The sequence below is a fragment of the Pseudoalteromonas sp. NZS11 genome (assembly GCF_015864765.1).
Classification (GTDB): domain Bacteria; phylum Pseudomonadota; class Gammaproteobacteria; order Enterobacterales; family Alteromonadaceae; genus Pseudoalteromonas; species Pseudoalteromonas arctica.
The window spans coordinates 542,551-561,611 of record NZ_JADYWP010000003.1 but is presented as its reverse complement, the minus strand read 5'-3'; the positions used below and the strand labels follow the sequence as shown (position 1 = coordinate 561,611).

Sequence of the window (19,061 nt, the reverse complement as noted above, 5' to 3'; positions counted from 1 at the left end):
ATTTACAATTACTCTTTTTGGACTTTTCTGCTATGAATTTATTATTTAAACCAGCAAAAACCTTAGGTGCAAGCCTTTTACTAGCCTCGGCGTTTATGGCTCAACCAGTATTAGCTAACGGCCCTATTGGCGAGCATGTTAATCATCTTCAAGCTAACCTTAAAAGTTACGCAGAAGAAGTAGAATGGATGGTAGGCAAAGTTGATACCATGGTAAGCGACTACGACACTAAAGGCGCAAAAGCAGTAAAAACTGATGATTTAATTGAATATTGGGAATCAGTTAAGTTTCACAGCGCAATAGAAACTAACTTTGTACCGGTATACGCTTCTATTTGGCAGGGTCTTTATGGCGTAAAAATGGCCATTGATAATAAACAGCCTGCTGAGGAAGTTCGTAAACAAAAAAAAGCGATGAACATAGCCTTGTGGCAAGGCCTTGGGGCTGTTAAGCTTGCTGCAAAATTCCAGCAAAAAGGCTTGTTAGACACTGTAAAAGCAACCGCTACAAAAGAAATGACACAAAGTGCCACAATTGATGAAATTAAGCACAAATTAGACCGTGTAGTAGCTAAATTTGCTGAGCGTTTACAAGACGAAGCAACTGAAATTGTTCACGATACTTATCTACACCTGTTTGAAGGCGTTGAAGGTACACTTATTGAGCAAGACGCTAACCTAGTTGAAGTGCTGGAAAAAGACTTTAACGTAACACTGCCACTAGCAATTAAAAACAGCAAAAGCGTCGATGAAGTACGCGATGTGATCAGTGATATGCAAACAAAATTAGACCGCGCTAAGGTTTTAATAGAAAAAGCCGAAAAAGCCCGTAAGGATGTATTTTAAGTGAAGCGTAGGACCTTTATTCAAGGCCTAGCTGCGTTAGGGGTGGTTGGCTCATTGCCACTACCTCTTTCTCGTGCGCTAGCCGCTGATATAGCAAACCCAGTTTCTGTTGATGATTTACCAAAGCTTAAAGGCGAGTTAACCCTTTATTTAGGCCGAGGCGAAGGTGGTTTGTATGAAAACGTATTGCAAGCAATCCAGAAAAAAAATCCAGACTTTAAACTCGGTATACGCCGAGGTCCTACTGCTGCTTTAGCAAATACGATTGTTGCAGAAGCTAAAGCCGGCGTTCGCCGCGCTGATTTGTTTTGGGCAGTTGATTCAGGCGCGATTGGTTTAGTAACCGATGCAGGCCTTGCACAACCTATCCCAGGTGATTTATCTGCTCAGTTACAACCACAGTTTAGATATAAAGAGTGGGCTCCAGTAACTGGCCGTATTCGTACATTGCCATATAACACGTCGCGTTTGACCAAAGATCAAATTCCAACAAGTATTATGGAAATTGCCGACAGCGATTTAAGTATTGGTTGGGCGCCCGCCTACGCTTCTTTTCAATCGTTTGTAACCGCAATGCGAATTTTAGAAGGCGACGACAAAACTGCTAAGTGGCTTAAAAAGATTAAAAAACGTGCTAAAACATACGCTGGTGAATTAGGTGTTGTTATGGGCGTTGAACGCGGTGAAGTTGATATTGGTTTTGCTAATCATTATTACACATTGCGTTTAAAATCAGGCAAGCCTAATGCTAAGCTTGATTTAGCATTTACACAAAATGATGCGGGCTGTTTAGTTAATGCATCGGGTGTATTAGCGCTTAACGACGATCCGCTTGCTACTAACTTTATGCGTTACTTACTTAGTAAAGAAGTACAAGGTTACTTAGCCAGTGAAGCGTACGAAATTCCGTTAGTAAATGGTATTACCCAACCTGAGGGTCTACCGTCACTTGCTAATATTTCTCCACCTAAAGTAGATTTAACACAGCTTGCTGATTTACGCCCTACTATAGATTTGATGCGTAGCAGCGGCGTATTGTAATGAGAATACCTGCCTCTTATCCAATGGCGCTGCTTGCAGCGCTTGTTGCGCTTACCCCTGTTTATGTATTAATAGTGCTTGCAAGCGATGCAAGCTCAGTATTTGACACCCACAATCTTCAAATTTTAGGCAACACGTTATCGTTAATGGGTTTGACGGTACTCGGATCTATTTTAATTGGTGTGCCACTGGCGTTTATTAGCGCGTATGTGCATTTGCCATTTAAAAAACTCTGGCTAGTTGTATTTGCGGCGCCGCTGGCAATCCCCAGTTATATTGGCGCGTTTACACTTTATGCTGCTTTTGGCCCCGGTGGCGAAATAAACACCTTAACAGGAATAGAAACACCATCAATGTATGGCCTAACAGGTGCCGCCATTGTAATGACACTTTATACTTTCCCGTTTGTAATGATGACGACTCGCTCATCCCTACTGAGCCTTGACGCGAGCATGGTTAACGCTGCACGAACGCTAGGTATGTCGATGACGCAAAGTATATTTAAAGTTATATTACCGCGCGTAGTTAACGGTATTGCAGCAGGCTCATTGTTAGTCGCCCTTTATACGTTATCAGACTTTGGCACGCCCGCAATGATGCGCTTAGATACGTTTACCCGCGTAATTTACGTTGAATACAACGCTTTTGCGTTAGGGCGCGCAGCTATGCTTTCGCTTCAACTGATGGTTATTGTTGGCTTTTTACTTTTAGTTGAATCACAAATAAAAACAGCCCCTGAGCGCCAAGGTCGCCCGTTAATTTTATTCCCAAGCAAACTACAGTTAAGTGCAATGTTTGTTACGTTTGCACCTGTTTTGCTACTCGCTATTGGCTTGCCTTTGGCTATATTTTCGCTTTGGTTAGCTCGTGATGGTTTTAGCTCATTTGATTTTAATATTGCGTGGAACTCTACGTATGCATCGGGTATTGCGGCAATTGTAGCCGTTATCGTTGCGATCCCCGTTGCACATGCCGCACTGAGTGGAAAAGCGGGTCGTATAATGGAACGTGTTACTTACTTTGGTTTTGGTATTCCGGGTATAGTAATGGGCACAGCGCTTGTTTACGGTGGTTTGCAGTTACCGTTTTTATACCAAACACTGGGATTGCTTATTATTGCTTATATGCTGCGATTTTTACCACTTGCTGTAGGCTCTGTTAGAACAAGCACCGAACACTTAGATCCAAGCTTAGTAAAGTCTGCGCGCGTATTAGGGGCAAGCCCACGTGAAGTATTTACTCGTATAACACTGCCTTTAACTATGCGCGGTATTATCGCCGGTGCAGCACTGGTGTTTTTAGAGTCAATGCGCGAACTCGAAGCCACGCTATTACTTGGCCCAACAGGGTTTGAAACCCTTTCTACCTATTTATGGCGTGTATACGAAGCGGGCTATTTTGGTCGCGCCGCTATTCCAGGATTATTGTTAGTAGTGATATCTGCCTGCGGGTTAGCTATTATGATGTCTGGCGAAAAACGCAACCAGTTTGAACATTAAGGATTTAAGAAACAATGCTATCTGTAAGTCAGTTGTCTATAGATTATGGCAGTAACCGCGTAGTAAGCGATTTAAACTTATCGCTGGGTGAAAACGAAATCCTTATGCTTGTAGGGCCAACAGGTTGTGGTAAAAGTACAATTTTACAAGCCCTTGCTGGCCTTATACCTATTAGCGAAGGCGAAATAAACACGGGTAAATGGCGCGCTACACCCAAATTAACACTACCTCCTGAAAAACGCAGTGTAGGTATGGTGTTTCAAGATTTTGCGTTATTTCCGCACTTAACCGTACAGCAAAACATTTGCTTTAGATTAAAAGATACAGCCCCTGCTGAGTATTGGATAAACCTACTTGGACTGAGCGATTTTAGAGATAAAAAACCAGCAACACTTTCTGGCGGACAAAAGCAACGTGTAGCACTTGCGCGCACCCTAGCCCACCAACCTGACTTTGTTTTGCTTGATGAACCGCTTTCTAACTTAGATGCCGCCCTTAAAGACATGCTTCGTTGGGATATTAGAAACGCACTTAAAGCCGCTGGCGTGCCTGCGATTTGGGTAACACACGACCAAGAAGAAGCACTCTCAGTTGGCGATCGTGTTGGTGTACTTAAAGGCGGCAAAATTCAGCAAATCGATACACCCGAGCGCTGCTTTAGTACCCCAAACAATCGCTTTGTGGCACGTTTTTTAGGTGAAGCTAGCTTTATTAGCGGCCAATTTAGCCAAGGACAAGCCACTACCTCAATTGGTAATGCGCCAGCTCATGGCGTTGACTGTGAAAGTGGCGACGTTGATGTACTACTTCGACCAGACGATGTGTTACTTGTACAAAGCAGTGTTGGCAATAACGGCGAAGTAATTTGGGTACGTTTTGAAGGTGGCAGCCGCTTGTGCGCTGTAAAACTTGCGTGCTCTACTGTTGTAACCAGCCGAGTAAGCCATGAAGTTGTGGTAAACCCTGGCGACGAAGTGCATGTATCACTAAGTACCTCGCACCCACTAGCGGTTTATAAACAAGAAGCTTAACTACTTTTTTACTTACATAAACCAAAAAGCCCATATATGGGCTTTTTAATAGGTATTGCTATGTATGTTACTAACTAAATTCGAAGCACTACCACTCAAACATGTAGGCCATTTTGCTTATGGTTTTAAGCGGGACATTATGCGAATTACGTTTAGCATATAAGTGCTGCATTGATTTGTCTTTCACTTCACCCACTATTACTTCTTTTACTTGATAACCTAAAGCAACAGCAGCTTGAGTGTAAGCTATAAATTCCCACTTTTTAATATTGGTGTTATCTACAATCACCAATGGCATACCTTGAGCAAGTGCATTTATAAAGCGCGCTAAATTTAAATTATGAAATTGCGACAATTTAAATTTATCGAAATGATATTCGCCCTGCTCATTAATAAAGTAATCATCAGTTGAGCAGATTAGGTATTGGCTTTCGTCAACTCCACCTAATTCGTCAGCAAGGCTTTGCGCGTAGTAAGACTTACCGCTTCCTGGTAGTCCTCGTAAAATAAAAACTTGTTTCATAGCATCGATTTTTTAAGTGTGAATAAATATTAATTTGATTTGTTTGTTAATAATGCCACAAAATCATTAAATTTAAGAGCAACAAATCATAATAGTAGCAATTAAACTCTAAAAACTGTTTAAAAATAAACCGCATGCATAAAAACTTTTAAAGAGTTGCCCACAATAGTTTTTTTATTCAACTTTACTAGGTAAGATACAGGGTTCAAGTGCAGCGCCGTTTATGTGCAATTTATGCCCGAGTGTTGCGCACAGTTAAAATAAAATAGTTAGGCAACTTATATCATTGGAGTGAAGATGAGCCATTTAGCGATTTCAGAGCTATTAAAAGGCAATGTTGCGGTAGACAGCCAAGTAACAATTAAGGGCTGGATCCGTACTCGCCGCGATTCAAAAGCAGGAATTTCATTTTTAGCCGTTCATGACGGTTCGTGTTTTGATCCTATTCAAGCGGTAGTTCCTAATTCACTGAATAATTATGATGAAGTTACTAGCTTAACAGCCGGTTGTTCTGTGTCGGTTACTGGTGTTTTAGTACAATCTGCTGGTCAGGGTCAATCTTACGAAATTCAAGCTAATACAGTGACTGTATTAGGTTGGGTAGAAAACCCAGATTCATACCCAATGTCGGCAAAGCGCCACAGCATTGAGTACTTACGTGAGCACGCTCACCTTCGCCCTCGTACAAATATGATTGGCGCGGTAACTCGTGTACGTAACTGTTTAGCACAAGCTATTCACCGTTTTTACCACGAGCAAGGCTTTTACTGGATCAGCACGCCAATTATTACGGCAAGTGACTGTGAAGGCGCTGGCGAAATGTTCCGTGTGTCTACGCTTGATATGCAAAACTTACCGCTTACAGACAAAGGCGAAGTTGATTACAGCGAAGATTTCTTCGGTAAAGAAGCATTTCTTACTGTATCTGGCCAGTTAAATGGCGAAACTTACGCTTCTGCAATGTCAAAAATTTACACGTTTGGCCCAACATTCCGTGCAGAGAATTCAAATACATCTCGCCACCTTGCAGAATTTTGGATGGTAGAGCCAGAAGTTGCATTTGCTGATTTAGAAGACATCGCAAAACTTGCTGAAAATATGCTTAAGTATGTGTTTAAAGCCGTACTTGAAGAGCGTCGTGATGACATGGAATTTTTTGCACAACGTGTAGAAAAAACTGCAATTACGCGTTTAGAAGAATTTGTAGAAAAAGACTTCGCGCAGGTAAATTACACTGAAGCAGTAGAGATCCTTAAAAACTGTGGTAAAAAGTTTGAGTACGCTGTTGAATGGGGTGTAGATTTACAGTCTGAGCATGAGCGCTACTTAGCTGAAGAGCACTTTAAAGCACCGGTAGTTATTAAAAACTACCCACGTGACATTAAAGCATTCTACATGCGCCAAAACGAAGACGGTAAGACCGTTGCCGCAATGGACATTGTAGCACCAGGTATTGGTGAGATCATTGGTGGTTCACAACGTGAAGAACGCCTTGATGTTCTTGATGCACGCTTAGAAGAAATGGGCTTAAACAAAGAAGATTACAGCTGGTACCGCGATTTACGTAAATACGGTAGCGTGCCGCACTCAGGCTTTGGTTTAGGCTTTGAACGCTTAGTTGCTTATGTAACAGGTATGGGCAACGTACGTGACGTTATTGCCTTCCCACGTACTAAAGGCAGCGCCACTTACTAATATTCAGTAAGTCGTTTATAAATACTAAAAACCAGCCAATTGGCTGGTTTTTTTGTGTCTTTAATTTACCGAATAAAAAAGCCGCAGCACTCAAAGAGCACCACGGCTTTCAACCAGAATGAATTTTGCTTAATTAAGCGCTATAAAGCACTTTCGAGCTGTGGCAGTACTTCAAATAAGTCAGCCACTAAACCGTAATCTGCAACTTGAAAAATAGGTGCGTCAGGGTCTTTATTAATCGCGACGATTACTTTTGAGTCTTTCATACCGGCTAAATGCTGAATAGCACCGCTAATACCTACTGCAATATATAAATTAGGCGCTACAATTTTACCTGTTTGCCCTACTTGCATGTCGTTAGGTACAAAGCCAGCGTCAACTGCTGCACGCGACGCACCAATCGCAGCACCGAGTTTATCGGCAATACCATTAAGTAGTGCAAAGTTTTCACCGTTTTGCATACCGCGACCACCCGATATAACCACAGTGGCAGCCGTAAGTTCAGGTCGTTCAGACTCTGTTTGTTCAACACTTACAAAGCTACTTAATTGCGAATCAGACACTGTATCAATACTTGTTATAGCAGCAGCTGATTGCTCACCTTGTAAATCAAAGCTACTGGCACGTACGGTAATTACTTTTTTACTGTCGAGTGATTTAACCGTTGCGATTGCATTACCTGCATAAATTGGACGTTTAAATGTATCGGCGTCCACTACTGCGATAATTTCAGAAATTTGCGCAACATCTAATAACGCAGCAACACGTGGCATAAAGTTTTTACCTGTTGTAGTAGCACTTGCAACAATGTGGCTGTAGGTGTCGCTAAGCGATAAAACTAAATCGGTCATGCTCTCAGCTAACTGATGTTCATAAACGCTATTATCGGCAACTAAAACATTAGCTACGCCATCAATGCTGGCCACTTGTGAGCTCATTGCGCTTAGGCTGTTACCGGCAATAAGTACATCAACAGGAAAACCCATTTTTACTGCAGCGTTAATAGTTTTTGAGGTTTCTGGTTTTAAGGCACCGTTGTCGTGCTCTGCAATTACGAGTGTTTTCATTTAAATCACCTTTGCCTCTGTTTTTAATTTTTCTACAAGCTGTGCAACGTCTTCAACAATAATTCCTGCGGTACGTTTAGCTGGCTCTTCTACACTTATTAATTGAATACGCGGTGTTAAATCAACACCAAGCGAATCAGCTGCTATTACTTCAAGCGGCTTACGTTTGGCTTTCATAATATTTGGCAGTGATGCGTAACGAGGCTCGTTTAAGCGTAAATCAGTTGTAACAACCGCCGGTAAGTTAAGTGCTACCGTTTGCAGGCCCCCATCAACTTCGCGGGTCACGTTTACTTTGCCATTTTCAATAACAACCTTGGATGCAAATGTACCTTGGCCACGTTTAGTTAAAGCCGCTAGCATTTGACCTGTCTGGTTATTATCTGAATCGATTGACTGTTTGCCCAAAATGACAAGTTCAGGAGATTCTTGCTCTACAATTTTAGCGAGTAGCTTTGCAATATGGAGTGACTCGAGCTTTTCATCGGTTTCGATGTGAATGGCTTTGTCGGCACCCAGTGCTAATGCTGTGCGTAATTGCTCTTGCGATGCTTTTGGACCAATAGTAACAGCAACAACTTCACTGGCTGTACCGGCTTCTTTAAGGCGTATTGCTTCTTCTATAGCAATTTCACAAAACGGGTTCATTGCCATTTTAACGTTGGTTAAATCAACGTCGCTGTTATCACTTTTAACGCGTGCTTTTACGTTGTAATCAATCACTCTTTTTATTGGTACGAGAACTTTCATAGGAACTCCATAATTATTTAAACCTACAAGGTAACGTGCACGTCAACTTATTTATTTTATGAAATTAGACTACTTCCTGTTGACGTAAACGTCAACCTAAAATAACCTTTAACTATTCACAGTCTGTAACGTTTAATTTGCAAGGTTAAAAATAGGCTGTACACCTTATTTAAATGCGTAGTAAACATTCGAATAAGTCCGTCATAGATAAAGAGGTTATTATGGTCGAACGTGAAACCATGGAATTTGATGTAGTAATTGTTGGCGCTGGCCCTGCGGGGCTTTCAAGTGCAATTAAACTCGCGCAATTAGCACAAGAAAAACAACAAGAGTGCATGATTTGCGTAGTCGAAAAAGGTTCCGAAGTGGGTGCACATGTACTCTCTGGCGCTGTTTTTGAAACCAAAGCTTTGGATGAACTGCTACCAAATTGGCAAGCGCTTGGCGCACCGGTTACAACCAAAGTAACTAACGATGAAATTTATTGGTTTAATAACGAGCAAAAATCGACATCAATCCCCCACTTTGCTACGCCAAAAACATTTCATAATGACGGTAACTACATTGTATCTATGGGTAATGTATGTCGATGGCTTGCTGAGCAAGCTGAAAGCTTAGGCGTAGAGATTTTTCCAGGATTTAGCGCACACTCTTTAATAATTGAAGATAAAGCAGTAAAAGGCATTATTACTGGTGATATGGGTGTCGACAAAGACGGTAATGAAAAAGACGGTTACATGCCTGGCATGGAGCTTCGTGCAAAATACACTATATTTGCAGAAGGCTGCCGAGGTCATTTAGGTAAGCAGCTAATTAATGAGTTTGCACTTGATGCAGATTCATCGCCGCAGCATTACGGTTTAGGCTTTAAAGAAATTTGGCAAATTGATGAAAGTAAGCATGAGCTTGGCAAAGTTGTTCATGGTACAGGTTGGCCACTTAGCGGCGATACTAATGGTGGTGCATTCATGTATCACAGTGAAAACAACCAAGTCGTTGTAGGTTTAATTGTTGACTTAAATTACTCAAACCCACATTTAAGCCCGTTCGATGAGTTTCAGCGAATGAAGCACCATCCAGTATTTAAAAACGTACTTGAAGGCGCAGAACGCATTGCTTACGGTGCGCGTGCTATTGCTAAGGGCGGTTTACATTCATTACCAAAAATGCATTTTGCAGGTGGCTTACTTGTAGGGTGCGATGCAGGCACACTTAATTTTGCAAAAATTAAAGGTAATCACACCGCAATGAAATCAGGAATGATTGCCGCTGAGGTTATTTTTGAAGCATTGCAAAATGAGTTGGCAAATACCGATTTAGCTCATTATCAAACTGCGTTTGAGCAATCTTGGGCATATAAAGAGTTATATCAATCTCGTAACTTTGGCCCTGCTATGCACAAATTAGGTAAATTTATAGGTGGTGCGTATAACACGCTTGATCAAAACATTTTTAATGGTGGTTTACCATTTACGTTTAAAGATAATACGCCCGATCATTCAACCCTTGTTGATGCTAACGCCGCTGACAAAATAGCGTACCCAAAACCAGATGGGCAGCTTAGCTTTGATAAACTCTCAAGTGTGTTTTTATCAAATACTAACCACGAAGAATCACAGCCTTGTCATTTAAAACTCAAAGATGCGTCAATTCCTATTAACGTAAATCTAGTTAAATTTGATGAACCCGCACAGCGTTATTGCCCAGCAGGCGTTTACGAAGTACAAGAAATAGCAGGCAATAAAGAGTTTGTTATTAACGCTCAAAACTGTGTGCATTGTAAAACCTGCGATATTAAAGACCCAAGCCAAAACATTACCTGGGTAACTCCAGAAGGTGCTGGTGGGCCAAACTACCCAAATATGTAACTAAATTATGCGTTATATACACATATAGTCACTTTTTTTACATATAAATTATAAACATATCCTAAATTGCAGGGGCTTCGGCCCCTTTTTTACGTTATGCTAATAGTAGTTTTAATAATAAGAGTGTTATCTATGCCGTCGTCAAAAGTTGTTTTTCGTTTTTTAGCAGAGCCTACCGATGTTAATTTTGGTGGTAAAGTTCATGGTGGGGCCGTCATGAAATGGATTGACCAAGCAGGCTATGCATGTGCTGCGGGTTGGAGTGGTCACTACTGCGTAACGGTTTCGGTTGCGGGTGTTAAATTTAGACGCCCAATTTTAGTGGGTCAAATAGTCGAAGTAGAAGCTAAAATTGCCCATACGGGTAGAAGTAGCATGCAAATATTTATACAAGTGCGTTGTGGCGATCCAAAAACACAAAATATGGTTGAAACAAATCATTGTGTTATCAGCTTTATTGCAATGGATGAAACGGGCTACCCTATAGAAGTGCCTTCTTTTAAAGCTGTAACAGAAGAAGATATTAAATTAGAAAATTACGCTATAAAAATGAAAGAAATAGCAATTGAAACAGAAAACTTACTTCATACAGTGTAATTACTAGTTTAAATAAAGTCAGGCTATGTAAAAAACTCATTATACTTTGTAAAACATACAACTTATTTTAGAGTACACAATTACACAAAAGTTCACTTTGATTATAAAACACGCTAAACACCGTAAAAACCAATACAAAAGAATTAATTAAGGCGTGTTTTTAATCCATTTTAATATTGGCACGCTCGCTGCAAGTAGATAATTGAAGTTTGATTAATGAAATCAAGCATTTGATTATTTTTTGTAAAGGAGCTATTCAATGATTAAAACACTTTCTCTTTCAGCTATTGCACTAGCAACACTGGGTTTTAACTCTGCAGCACACGCTGACATTTCTGATTTCGATTCTCCACGTATTTATACTGGTATCGGTTACGGTCAATATTCTTTTGAATTTGAAGACAGTGACAACGACACTGACTTTGACGACGATGCACAAATGCTTAAGGGTTACGTTGGTGCACAATTTAACGAGTACTTAAGCTTAGAGCTTGCTTATCAAAACTTTGATGAAGTAAGTGATATAGACAGCAAAGCTGAAATTGATGGCGTATCGCTTGCCGCACGTTTGGGCTACCCTATAACAGAAAGCTTTTCTGTGTATGCAAAAGGCGGTTGGCTTGAATGGGATGCAGATTACACACAAGATTTACCAGTAGGCGGTGTAACAGCTTCTACAGATGGTGGTGATGCATTTTACGGTGCGGGTATTGAATACGCACTTACAACAAATGTACAATTTCGTTTAGAGTACGAACGCTACAAACTTGATGACGATATTGATCCAGATATGGATGTAGCATCTGTATCAGTTCAGTACATGTTTTAATTAATATTTAACATGTATAAAAGGTAAGCCTAAGGGCTTACCTTTTTTGTTTCAGGCTCTTTTTAATTAATACACCAATATAAACCATTCAGTCTAATTAAAGATTTAAACCGAGCGGTTTATAAGTAATAAACTTTCTTACCTTAATGCGATAAAGATTAAATGCGGGTAGAATAGCGCTCTATTTTATTTGTACCCGAGTACTATGAGCGATTACACCATTTCGGCTATTGGCCACATTGAATCTCCTTATAAACAAAAGTTTGCTATACCTAGGCAACCGCGTTTAGTGCCCCAAGCTAAAGCAAAGCTTATTTTTGCACCTGATTTTAATCGCGAAGAATTTGTACGCGGGCTCGATGAATTTACTCATATTTGGTTGCTATTTCGTTTTCACGAAACAGCTGATAAAGGTTACTCTGCTATGGTACGCCCTCCACGATTAGGTGGTAATGAGCGAAAAGGCGTATTCGCTACCCGCGCTACATTTAGACCCAACGCGATTGGAATGAGCGCAGTAAAACTTGAAGGCATTGAATATAAAAACGGACAGCTTAGCTTATTACTTGCTGGGATTGATTTACTTGATGGCACACCAATCATTGATATAAAACCGTATTTGCCTTATTCAGACTCAATGCCCGATGCAAGCGCTGGCTTTGCTGACACGCGCCCTGAAACACAAATGACGGTTGAATTTAGCCCTCAAGCAATTGAGTTTGTTAATGCGCAAACACAATACCCAGATTTACATGATTTTATTGCCAATGTTTTAAAACAAGATCCCCGCCCTGCATATAAAAAACAAAAAGACGGCGAGCAGAGCTATGGTATGACTTTGTATAATTATAATATTCGCTGGCAGGTTAATGATGCACATAACTTAGTAACAAGCATAGAAAAAAACTAAATAACTCAGTTAGCGCTTTAGTGTAAAAGCATCCGCTGGTAAACTTAAGCTCTATTAAAAGAATATAATTACTCTATTTCGGAAAAAACATGCGTACAAGCCAATATATACTCGCAACACTTAAAGAAACGCCATCAGATGCTGAAATTGTATCGCATCAGTTAATGCTTAGAGCCGGTATGATCCGTCGCGTCGCTTCGGGTTTATACACTTGGTTACCCTCTGGTTTACGCGTGCTACGTAAAGTAGAAAACATTGTACGTGAAGAAATGGACAAAGCTGGCGCCATTGAAATGCTAATGCCTGTTATTCAACCTGCTGATTTGTGGGAAGAGTCTGGTCGTTGGAATGAATTTGGTCCTGAGCTTATGCGCTTTACAGACCGTCATAACCGTACGTTTGCACTTGGCCCAACACACGAAGAAGTTATTACAGATTTTGTTCGTAAAGAAATAAGCAGCTACAAACAACTACCGGTTACTTTATACCAAGTACAAACTAAAGTACGCGACGAACGTCGTCCTCGCTTTGGGGTAATGCGTGCTCGTGAATTTACAATGAAAGATGCCTACTCTTTTCACTTAAGTGAAGAGTGTTTAGATGCAACTTATCAAGCAATGCACAAAGCATACTGTAACATTTTTGAGCGTTTAGGCCTTGATTACCGCCCTGTTATAGCCGATACAGGCTCTATTGGTGGTAGCGTATCGCATGAGTTTCATGTACTTGCTGAATCGGGCGAAGATGCCATTGCATTTAGTGATGGCAGTGATTACGCCGCTAACATTGAAAAAGCTGAAGCACTGGCACCTATTGAAGCTCGCCCTGAAGCATCAAAAGAGCTTAAAGCGTTTCCAACACCTGACGCTAAAACTATTAACGAGCTTAAAAAACACTACGGTGTTAAGCCACATCGCGGTGTTAAAACGTTAATTGTTTATGGTACGCCTGATGAAAATGAAGTACGTGGTTTAGTTGCCTTAGTACTTCGTGGCGATCACGAATTAAATGAACTAAAAGCTGAAAAACACCCATTAGTAGACTCTCCGCTTGAAATGGCAACAGAGGCGGATATTGTTGCTGCTATTGGCGCAAAGCCTGGCTCATTAGGCCCTGTTGGCTTATCAATGCCTATTATTGTTGATAGAACAGCTAACATACTTGCTGATTTTGTTGCCGGTGCAAATAAAGACGACGAGCATTACAGCGGTATTAACTGGGATCGTGACGTAACTGATTACGACGTTGCTGATATTCGTAATATTGTTGAAGGCGATATGAGCCCATGTGGTGAAGGTACTTTGCAAATTAAACGCGGTATTGAAGTTGGGCATATTTTCCAACTTGGCACTAAATACTCAGAAGCCATGAAAGCCGGCGTGTTAAACGAAGGTGGTAAAAACCAAACCATGACTATGGGTTGTTACGGTATTGGTGTTTCACGTATTGTTGCCGCTGCTATTGAGCAGAACAACGATCAATACGGGATCATTTGGCCAAAATCAATCGCGCCATTCGATTTAGCAATTGTTCCAATGAACATGCACAAATCGCATCGTATTCCTGATATAGCAAATAACCTTTACCAAGGTTTAAAAGATGCAGGTCTTGATGTGTTATTTGATGATCGTAAAGAGCGCCCTGGCGTTATGTTTAATGACATGGAGCTAATTGGTGTGCCATTTACGCTAGTAATTGGTGAACGTAACCTTGACGAGAATAAAGTTGAGCTTAAAAACCGCCGTACAGGTGAAAAGCTAATGATTGATATCGATACAGCAATTGATGCAATTAAAGCAGCCGTTAAAGGTTAATAACACCCACGCTTAGAACAGACTATAAGGCCGCATTTAAAATGCGGCCTTTTTTATGCGCAATTAATAGCAATGCGTAATGGTAGCTGATCATCAACTCACCTTTCCTAAGGCGCATTGATCTCGTGGATCGAAATTCGCTCAATCTAGGGACGATTTAATCGCAGCGCGAAGTTTGTAACCTAGTAGACTCGATAACTGCTCCTGCGTTATTCTACTGACTTACATCCATGTAAGAATAAGTAAAGCCGAGCAAGGCTTCCGCGTCCTGCTTACGGCCCTTACCGACATCTATGTAGGCAACAAAGAGCTAATAGTCCCTTAAGAACTCAAAGGGCAGCGCATGTTTGGCATTTATACTGCGTTATCGCCTATTTATGGGGAATAACCACGCTACATATGCTCTTCCTTGCCTAAAAACCAAACAGCCTGCTGTAAAATCAATCACGAAAGGTCAACACGCCCTAGCTCTATATAAGTATTTTAATTGCATGACTTTGTATAAATTGTCATAGAGGCTTCGCTAAAGTGTCTCATAAGTGTCATTGGGTTTATCTACAGTGTTAACTATTACACTATGGATAACGGGCATGACAAACAATCAACAGCGTAAGAAACAACACTACCCTACTATTTGGATATCAGATGTTCATTTAGGTTACAAAGACTGTAAAGCCGATTATTTGCTCGATTTTTTAAACTCGGTAGAATCCGACACACTTTATTTAGTGGGTGATATTATTGATTTATGGTCGATGAAAAGACAGTTTTATTGGCACCCTTCGCATTATCAAGTATTGAGCTGTATACAACAAAAAGCAGTTAATGGTACACGCATCATTTATATACCCGGTAATCATGACGAAACGTTTAGGAACTATATAAATCAAACGTTATTTGGTATTGAAATCCACCAGCAGTTTATTCACACCACTAAAGCTAATAAACGTTTTTTACTCGTACACGGTGATGATTTTGATTCAGCGACACGCTATAACAAACTTATTAGTATCGCGGGCGATGCAGGATACGACTTTTTATTATTTTTAAACCGCTGGACCAATCGTATTCGAAAGCTATTTGGTGGTAATTACTACTCGCTTGCATCATGGATAAAAGCTCGCGTACACAAAGCACGTGAAGCAATTAAAGCCTTCGAAGATGCCGCAATTCATGAAGCTAAAAAGCAAAACGTAGACGGTATTATTTGTGGACACATTCATCATCCCAAAATAAAAGTAGATGACGGAATTATGTATTGTAACGATGGAGATTGGATTGAGAGCTGTACAGCGCTGGTAGAGCAGCAAGATGGAAAAATTGAATTACTACATTGGTCAGACACACAATCCGTACTCGATAGCGCCGACATAACAAAGTTAAATATATCGACGGATGCTAAACCAAAAAAATCAGCTGCATAAGCAGCTGATTCACAATTAATAACTATTAACTTAGCCAGGTGATTAACTTATCTTTTAGCGTTCTTGGCTTGATTGGTTTAGTAATATAGTCGTTCATGCCTGCAGTTAAACAACGCTCTCTATCACCTTCCATCGCGCTTGCTGTCATAGCAATAATAGGAATGTGTGTGTAATCGACTCCGGCTTTACTATTTCTGATTTCACTTGTTGTATCGTACCCATTTAGATTAGGCATTTGGCAGTCCATTAAAATTACATCAAAGGATTGTTCTGTGTTTTCTCTCAATGCTTCTAATGCTTCTACGCCATCTGATGCACAGGTGATTTTTACTTTAGTTCGTTTTAAAATCGCCTTAGCTACTTCAATGTTTATCATATTATCGTCTACTAATAATATATGATAAGCAGAAAGGTCAGGCTCTACTTGTTCTTCTGTTAAGCCTTTGGGTGGCGCTATAATACAGTCATTACTAGCACCAAATAAGCTTGCTAATTTATAGCTGAATTGATCTTGGGTAAGCGGTTTATTTAAAATATGGCTACCTTCAGGTAACACCAGTTTAGTTGGTTTATCGGTCACCATGTCGCGTAAAATTAAGACGTACTTTTTATTAAACTGTTTACAGTAATTAATAAGGGCATCAATTTGAGGGTGTTCATCATCAATCAATAATAAGTCAGCCTCAAACTCTTTATGCTCACTAAAGTAGTCGAGTCTTATAATGTTTTCTGCATTTACTTTACAAGTTAATAGCAACAAATCGCACACATTTTGATAGACATTATCGCGCGCTATTAATGCAGCTACGCTAATGCTAGTAGCAAGTTCAATACCTGTATTTAGTTTTTTCTCTTGTGCGACGTGTAGCTCAACCGTTGCTGTAAATGTACTACCAACGCCCTTTTCACTTATAACAGTGATATTACCACCCATTAACTGAGCAAGTTTTTTACATATAGATAAGCCTAAGCCTGTACCACCAAAATGACGGGTTGTACTTGAATCTTCTTGTGTAAACACTTCAAATAGTTTGTCTATGTTTTCTGGCGCTATACCAATTCCGGTATCTTTTATTGTAAAGCTCATTAATAACTTTGAGTCGGTAATGTACTTAGAGCCGACAGTTAAACTTACTTCGCCTCGGTGGGTAAATTTAAATGCATTATTAACTAAGTTAATTAAAATTTGTTTTAGTCGATGGCTGTCGCCAATAACCATTCTATCTACTACATCTTTTGTATCTAAGAATACTTCAAGACCTTTGCGCTGGCCCTGTAACGCTAAAGAGCTAATCATATCGCTACATACTGTAACAACATCAAATGTATGATTATCAATATCAAGCTTACCCGCTTCAATTTTAGAAAAATCGAGAATATCGTTAATCAAATTCATCAGAGAGTTAGCACTACTATTAGCTAATTTTAAGTAATGGTATTGTTGTTCACTTAAGCCATCTTCTTTGAGCATTTCAAGCATACCCAAAACGCCATTCATCGGTGTGCGTATTTCGTGAGATATATTTGCTACAAAGTCACTTTTTGCTTGGCTCGCTGCTAATGCTTGATCAATTGCTCGCTCTAGCTCAACAGTCCTTTGTGATACTTTTAGCTCTAAAGTACTGTTTAAGCCTTCAAGCTCTGATTGAGTATTTTTTAATGAGCTAATATTTCTTAAAATAGCCGCTACCTGATAACGGTTATTGTAGACATCAAAAATACTACTGAGTGTAATTGAAAAGTATTGTTTGTTGCCATAACCATCTGTGTAGATAGCTTCAAACGGCATTTTTGATCCGTTTGAAATAGTCTCTTCTATACAGTTATTATCGGCTTCATTTAAGTTAAATAAAGAAACAAAGTCAGGGCTAGTGCCTGAGATTGAATTACCGAAAACCTCTTTAGCTGTATTATTAAAGTGAACAATTTCGCCGTTTTGCTCAATTGTAAAAATAGCATCCAAAGAATTTTCTATTACTTTATTGTTTTGCTCTTTTAGAGAATTAATTAACAACTTACGGTTTATAAAACGTTGGTATAAAAAGGCAATAACTAAAAATACGCTAAAGAATACCACTAGCATTGCAATAAAGTTTTGACGCCTTTCGTTCACCTTTGCAAACAACGTTTTAGTATCAACACTTACACCAAGCTCCAAAGGTAACATCGCAATATCACCATCAAGCGAAATACGTTTTTTTAACGTGTAAGCAATTGGGTAATTACTTAGCGGTAAAGTGCCTTGCTCTGCCATTGTGCTTGCAGTAGAAAATTCTTCAGTCCATGTTTTTGCTTTATTAAATTCAAAACCGAAGCGTAATTGAGGGTTTGGATGATATAAAAATTCACCTTCATTATTCATTAGGTAAATTTGTGTTCCTTGTGGAGATTCAACCGTTAAACTTTTTATTAATTTATCAGCAAAGTAGTTAGTGACTAATATTGCAAAAATTTTATTTTTTTCATCAAAAACAGGTTTAGCTACACGAAAAGTGCTTATATAAGGTTCTTGTATCTGCCCATTTTCACGGTTGTAGTTAATAGGAGAAATATAAACACTTTTATTATCGAGCATACTCGCTTTTATCATGTAATCGCGTTGGCCTTTCTTTTGTAATTGCAGGCCTTGCAGTCGATTAATTTCTCCAAGTTGGTTTCTATCAACCCTGACAACTTCTTGCCCACCATCTGCGAGAATAATATAGCGAGCCTGAAGTATGCTGTCGTCTGTGCGCATAAAACCACTAAAAATACTCGCTAAGCGCTCTTCCCAAACGTCAATGTGCGTGCCTAACAAGGGATCTATTTTCTTGTTTTCAGTGGCGCGAGTAATGCCTTTAATCGGGGGCGTTGCGTCTAAAAAGCGAATAGCGGTAACACTATCTTTAAGATGGTTTTTTAGTGAAAGGCTTTTTGTTTCAAGCTCACGTTTTAATTCTATTTGGGCTGAATTATAAACATCACTTCTTACTTTTTGGTCAAACAAATACAGAGATGGTAAAGCTATAAGAACAAATATTATTGTTGCAACGAGCATTAGTCTATTATTTTTTGTCACATTCAAAAAATTATTCTTTTTCAACATTTACCTTCACCATAAATTTTTATTGTTATTAGTATAGAGCATTAACGAAAGAATTGGACCATCTAACTAATCGGTTATCGTTA

The 19,061-nt window shown here is 39.8% G+C and carries 15 protein-coding genes; 11 read left to right on the top strand and 4 right to left on the bottom strand.

Going from position 1 to position 19,061, the window contains the following annotated elements:
• The first annotated feature begins 32 nt into the window (after nt 1-32).
• Genes I6E82_RS09515 through I6E82_RS09500 form a run of 4 tightly spaced genes read left to right on the top strand, consistent with a single transcriptional unit; the run spans nt 33 to nt 4,416 of the window.
• Nucleotides 33-845, top strand: coding sequence for a hypothetical protein (locus tag I6E82_RS09515; protein WP_197117704.1), 813 nt, complete (start codon nt 33-35; stop codon nt 843-845).
• The gene (locus tag I6E82_RS09510; protein WP_024593496.1) at nt 846-1,886 is read left to right on the top strand and encodes an extracellular solute-binding protein; all 1,041 of its coding nucleotides are present in this window, start codon (nt 846-848) and stop codon (nt 1,884-1,886) included.
• On the top strand, nt 1,886-3,385 hold the full coding sequence (locus I6E82_RS09505; protein WP_197112880.1) for an ABC transporter permease: 1,500 nt from the start codon (nt 1,886-1,888) through the stop codon (nt 3,383-3,385). Before I6E82_RS09510 ends, I6E82_RS09505 begins: the two co-directional genes overlap by 1 nt.
• A 14-nt stretch (nt 3,386-3,399) precedes the next feature.
• Nucleotides 3,400-4,416: an ABC transporter ATP-binding protein gene (locus tag I6E82_RS09500; protein ID WP_197117703.1), complete on the top strand. Its 1,017-nt coding sequence runs from the start codon at nt 3,400-3,402 to the stop codon at nt 4,414-4,416.
• 88 nt (nt 4,417-4,504) lie between these two features.
• Here I6E82_RS09500 and I6E82_RS09495 read toward each other — a convergent pair whose 3' ends face one another.
• The gene (locus I6E82_RS09495; protein ID WP_007586798.1) at nt 4,505-4,939 is read right to left on the bottom strand and encodes an ATP-binding protein; all 435 of its coding nucleotides are present in this window, start codon (nt 4,937-4,939) and stop codon (nt 4,505-4,507) included.
• Nucleotides 4,940-5,236: 297 nt separating this feature from the next.
• Here I6E82_RS09495 and asnS point away from each other — a divergent pair, with 297 nt between their 5' ends.
• Nucleotides 5,237-6,634 (top strand): asparagine--tRNA ligase, encoded by a 1,398-nt coding sequence (gene asnS / locus I6E82_RS09490; RefSeq protein ID WP_010552735.1) that lies wholly within the window; start codon nt 5,237-5,239, stop codon nt 6,632-6,634.
• 140 nt (nt 6,635-6,774) lie between these two features.
• On the opposite strand, the gene I6E82_RS09485 is transcribed toward asnS, so the two are convergent.
• Complete coding sequence (locus I6E82_RS09485; RefSeq protein ID WP_197117701.1) at nt 6,775-7,701, bottom strand: electron transfer flavoprotein subunit alpha/FixB family protein; 927 nt, start codon at nt 7,699-7,701, stop codon at nt 6,775-6,777.
• A complete protein-coding gene (locus tag I6E82_RS09480) occupies nt 7,702-8,451 on the bottom strand; it encodes an electron transfer flavoprotein subunit beta/FixA family protein (RefSeq protein ID WP_076924607.1) in 750 nt (249 codons plus the stop codon).
• A gap of 221 nt (nt 8,452-8,672) precedes the next feature.
• Here I6E82_RS09480 and I6E82_RS09475 point away from each other — a divergent pair, with 221 nt between their 5' ends.
• From I6E82_RS09475 to I6E82_RS09450, 6 genes are all read left to right on the top strand, one after another.
• On the top strand, nt 8,673-10,319 hold the full coding sequence (locus tag I6E82_RS09475) for an electron transfer flavoprotein-ubiquinone oxidoreductase (protein ID WP_197117699.1): 1,647 nt from the start codon (nt 8,673-8,675) through the stop codon (nt 10,317-10,319).
• Between the two features lie 132 nt (nt 10,320-10,451).
• Complete coding sequence (locus tag I6E82_RS09470) at nt 10,452-10,916, top strand: acyl-CoA thioesterase (protein WP_007586808.1); 465 nt, start codon at nt 10,452-10,454, stop codon at nt 10,914-10,916.
• A 259-nt stretch (nt 10,917-11,175) separates the two neighbouring features.
• Entirely contained in the window at nt 11,176-11,745 is a 570-nt protein-coding gene (locus tag I6E82_RS09465; protein ID WP_197117696.1) for an outer membrane beta-barrel protein, read from the top strand.
• A 205-nt stretch (nt 11,746-11,950) separates the two neighbouring features.
• Complete coding sequence (gene tsaA / locus I6E82_RS09460) at nt 11,951-12,655, top strand: tRNA (N6-threonylcarbamoyladenosine(37)-N6)-methyltransferase TrmO (RefSeq protein WP_197117694.1); 705 nt, start codon at nt 11,951-11,953, stop codon at nt 12,653-12,655.
• Between the two features lie 89 nt (nt 12,656-12,744).
• Nucleotides 12,745-14,469 carry a proline--tRNA ligase gene (locus tag I6E82_RS09455; RefSeq protein ID WP_024599556.1) on the top strand — a complete coding sequence of 575 codons (1,725 nt, stop codon included), beginning with the start codon at nt 12,745-12,747 and terminating at the stop codon, nt 14,467-14,469.
• A gap of 590 nt (nt 14,470-15,059) precedes the next feature.
• Nucleotides 15,060-15,893: a UDP-2,3-diacylglucosamine diphosphatase gene (locus I6E82_RS09450; RefSeq protein WP_076924604.1), complete on the top strand. Its 834-nt coding sequence runs from the start codon at nt 15,060-15,062 to the stop codon at nt 15,891-15,893.
• Between the two features lie 25 nt (nt 15,894-15,918).
• Here the strand turns inward: I6E82_RS09450 and I6E82_RS09445 are convergent, their stop codons facing one another.
• Nucleotides 15,919-18,930: an ATP-binding protein gene (locus I6E82_RS09445; protein WP_442960253.1), complete on the bottom strand. Its 3,012-nt coding sequence runs from the start codon at nt 18,928-18,930 to the stop codon at nt 15,919-15,921.
• Nucleotides 18,931-19,061 lie beyond the last annotated feature (131 nt).

Bases quoted from the DNA above. Each gene is read 5' to 3' on its own strand.
- I6E82_RS09515 (WP_197117704.1), top strand. From the start codon at position 33: ATGAATTTATTATTTAAACCAGCAAAAACCTTAGGTGCAAGCCTTTTA.
- I6E82_RS09505 (WP_197112880.1), top strand. From the start codon at position 1,886: ATGAGAATACCTGCCTCTTATCCAATGGCGCTGCTTGCAGCGCTTGTT.
- I6E82_RS09500 (WP_197117703.1), top strand. From the start codon at position 3,400: ATGCTATCTGTAAGTCAGTTGTCTATAGATTATGGCAGTAACCGCGTA.
- I6E82_RS09495 (WP_007586798.1), bottom strand. From the start codon at position 4,939: ATGAAACAAGTTTTTATTTTACGAGGACTACCAGGAAGCGGTAAGTCT.
- asnS (WP_010552735.1), top strand. From the start codon at position 5,237: ATGAGCCATTTAGCGATTTCAGAGCTATTAAAAGGCAATGTTGCGGTA.
- I6E82_RS09485 (WP_197117701.1), bottom strand. From the start codon at position 7,701: ATGAAAACACTCGTAATTGCAGAGCACGACAACGGTGCCTTAAAACCA.
- I6E82_RS09480 (WP_076924607.1), bottom strand. From the start codon at position 8,451: ATGAAAGTTCTCGTACCAATAAAAAGAGTGATTGATTACAACGTAAAA.
- I6E82_RS09475 (WP_197117699.1), top strand. From the start codon at position 8,673: ATGGTCGAACGTGAAACCATGGAATTTGATGTAGTAATTGTTGGCGCT.
- I6E82_RS09470 (WP_007586808.1), top strand. From the start codon at position 10,452: ATGCCGTCGTCAAAAGTTGTTTTTCGTTTTTTAGCAGAGCCTACCGAT.
- I6E82_RS09465 (WP_197117696.1), top strand. From the start codon at position 11,176: ATGATTAAAACACTTTCTCTTTCAGCTATTGCACTAGCAACACTGGGT.
- tsaA (WP_197117694.1), top strand. From the start codon at position 11,951: ATGAGCGATTACACCATTTCGGCTATTGGCCACATTGAATCTCCTTAT.
- I6E82_RS09455 (WP_024599556.1), top strand. From the start codon at position 12,745: ATGCGTACAAGCCAATATATACTCGCAACACTTAAAGAAACGCCATCA.
- I6E82_RS09450 (WP_076924604.1), top strand. From the start codon at position 15,060: ATGACAAACAATCAACAGCGTAAGAAACAACACTACCCTACTATTTGG.
- I6E82_RS09445 (WP_442960253.1), bottom strand. From the start codon at position 18,930: ATGCTCGTTGCAACAATAATATTTGTTCTTATAGCTTTACCATCTCTG.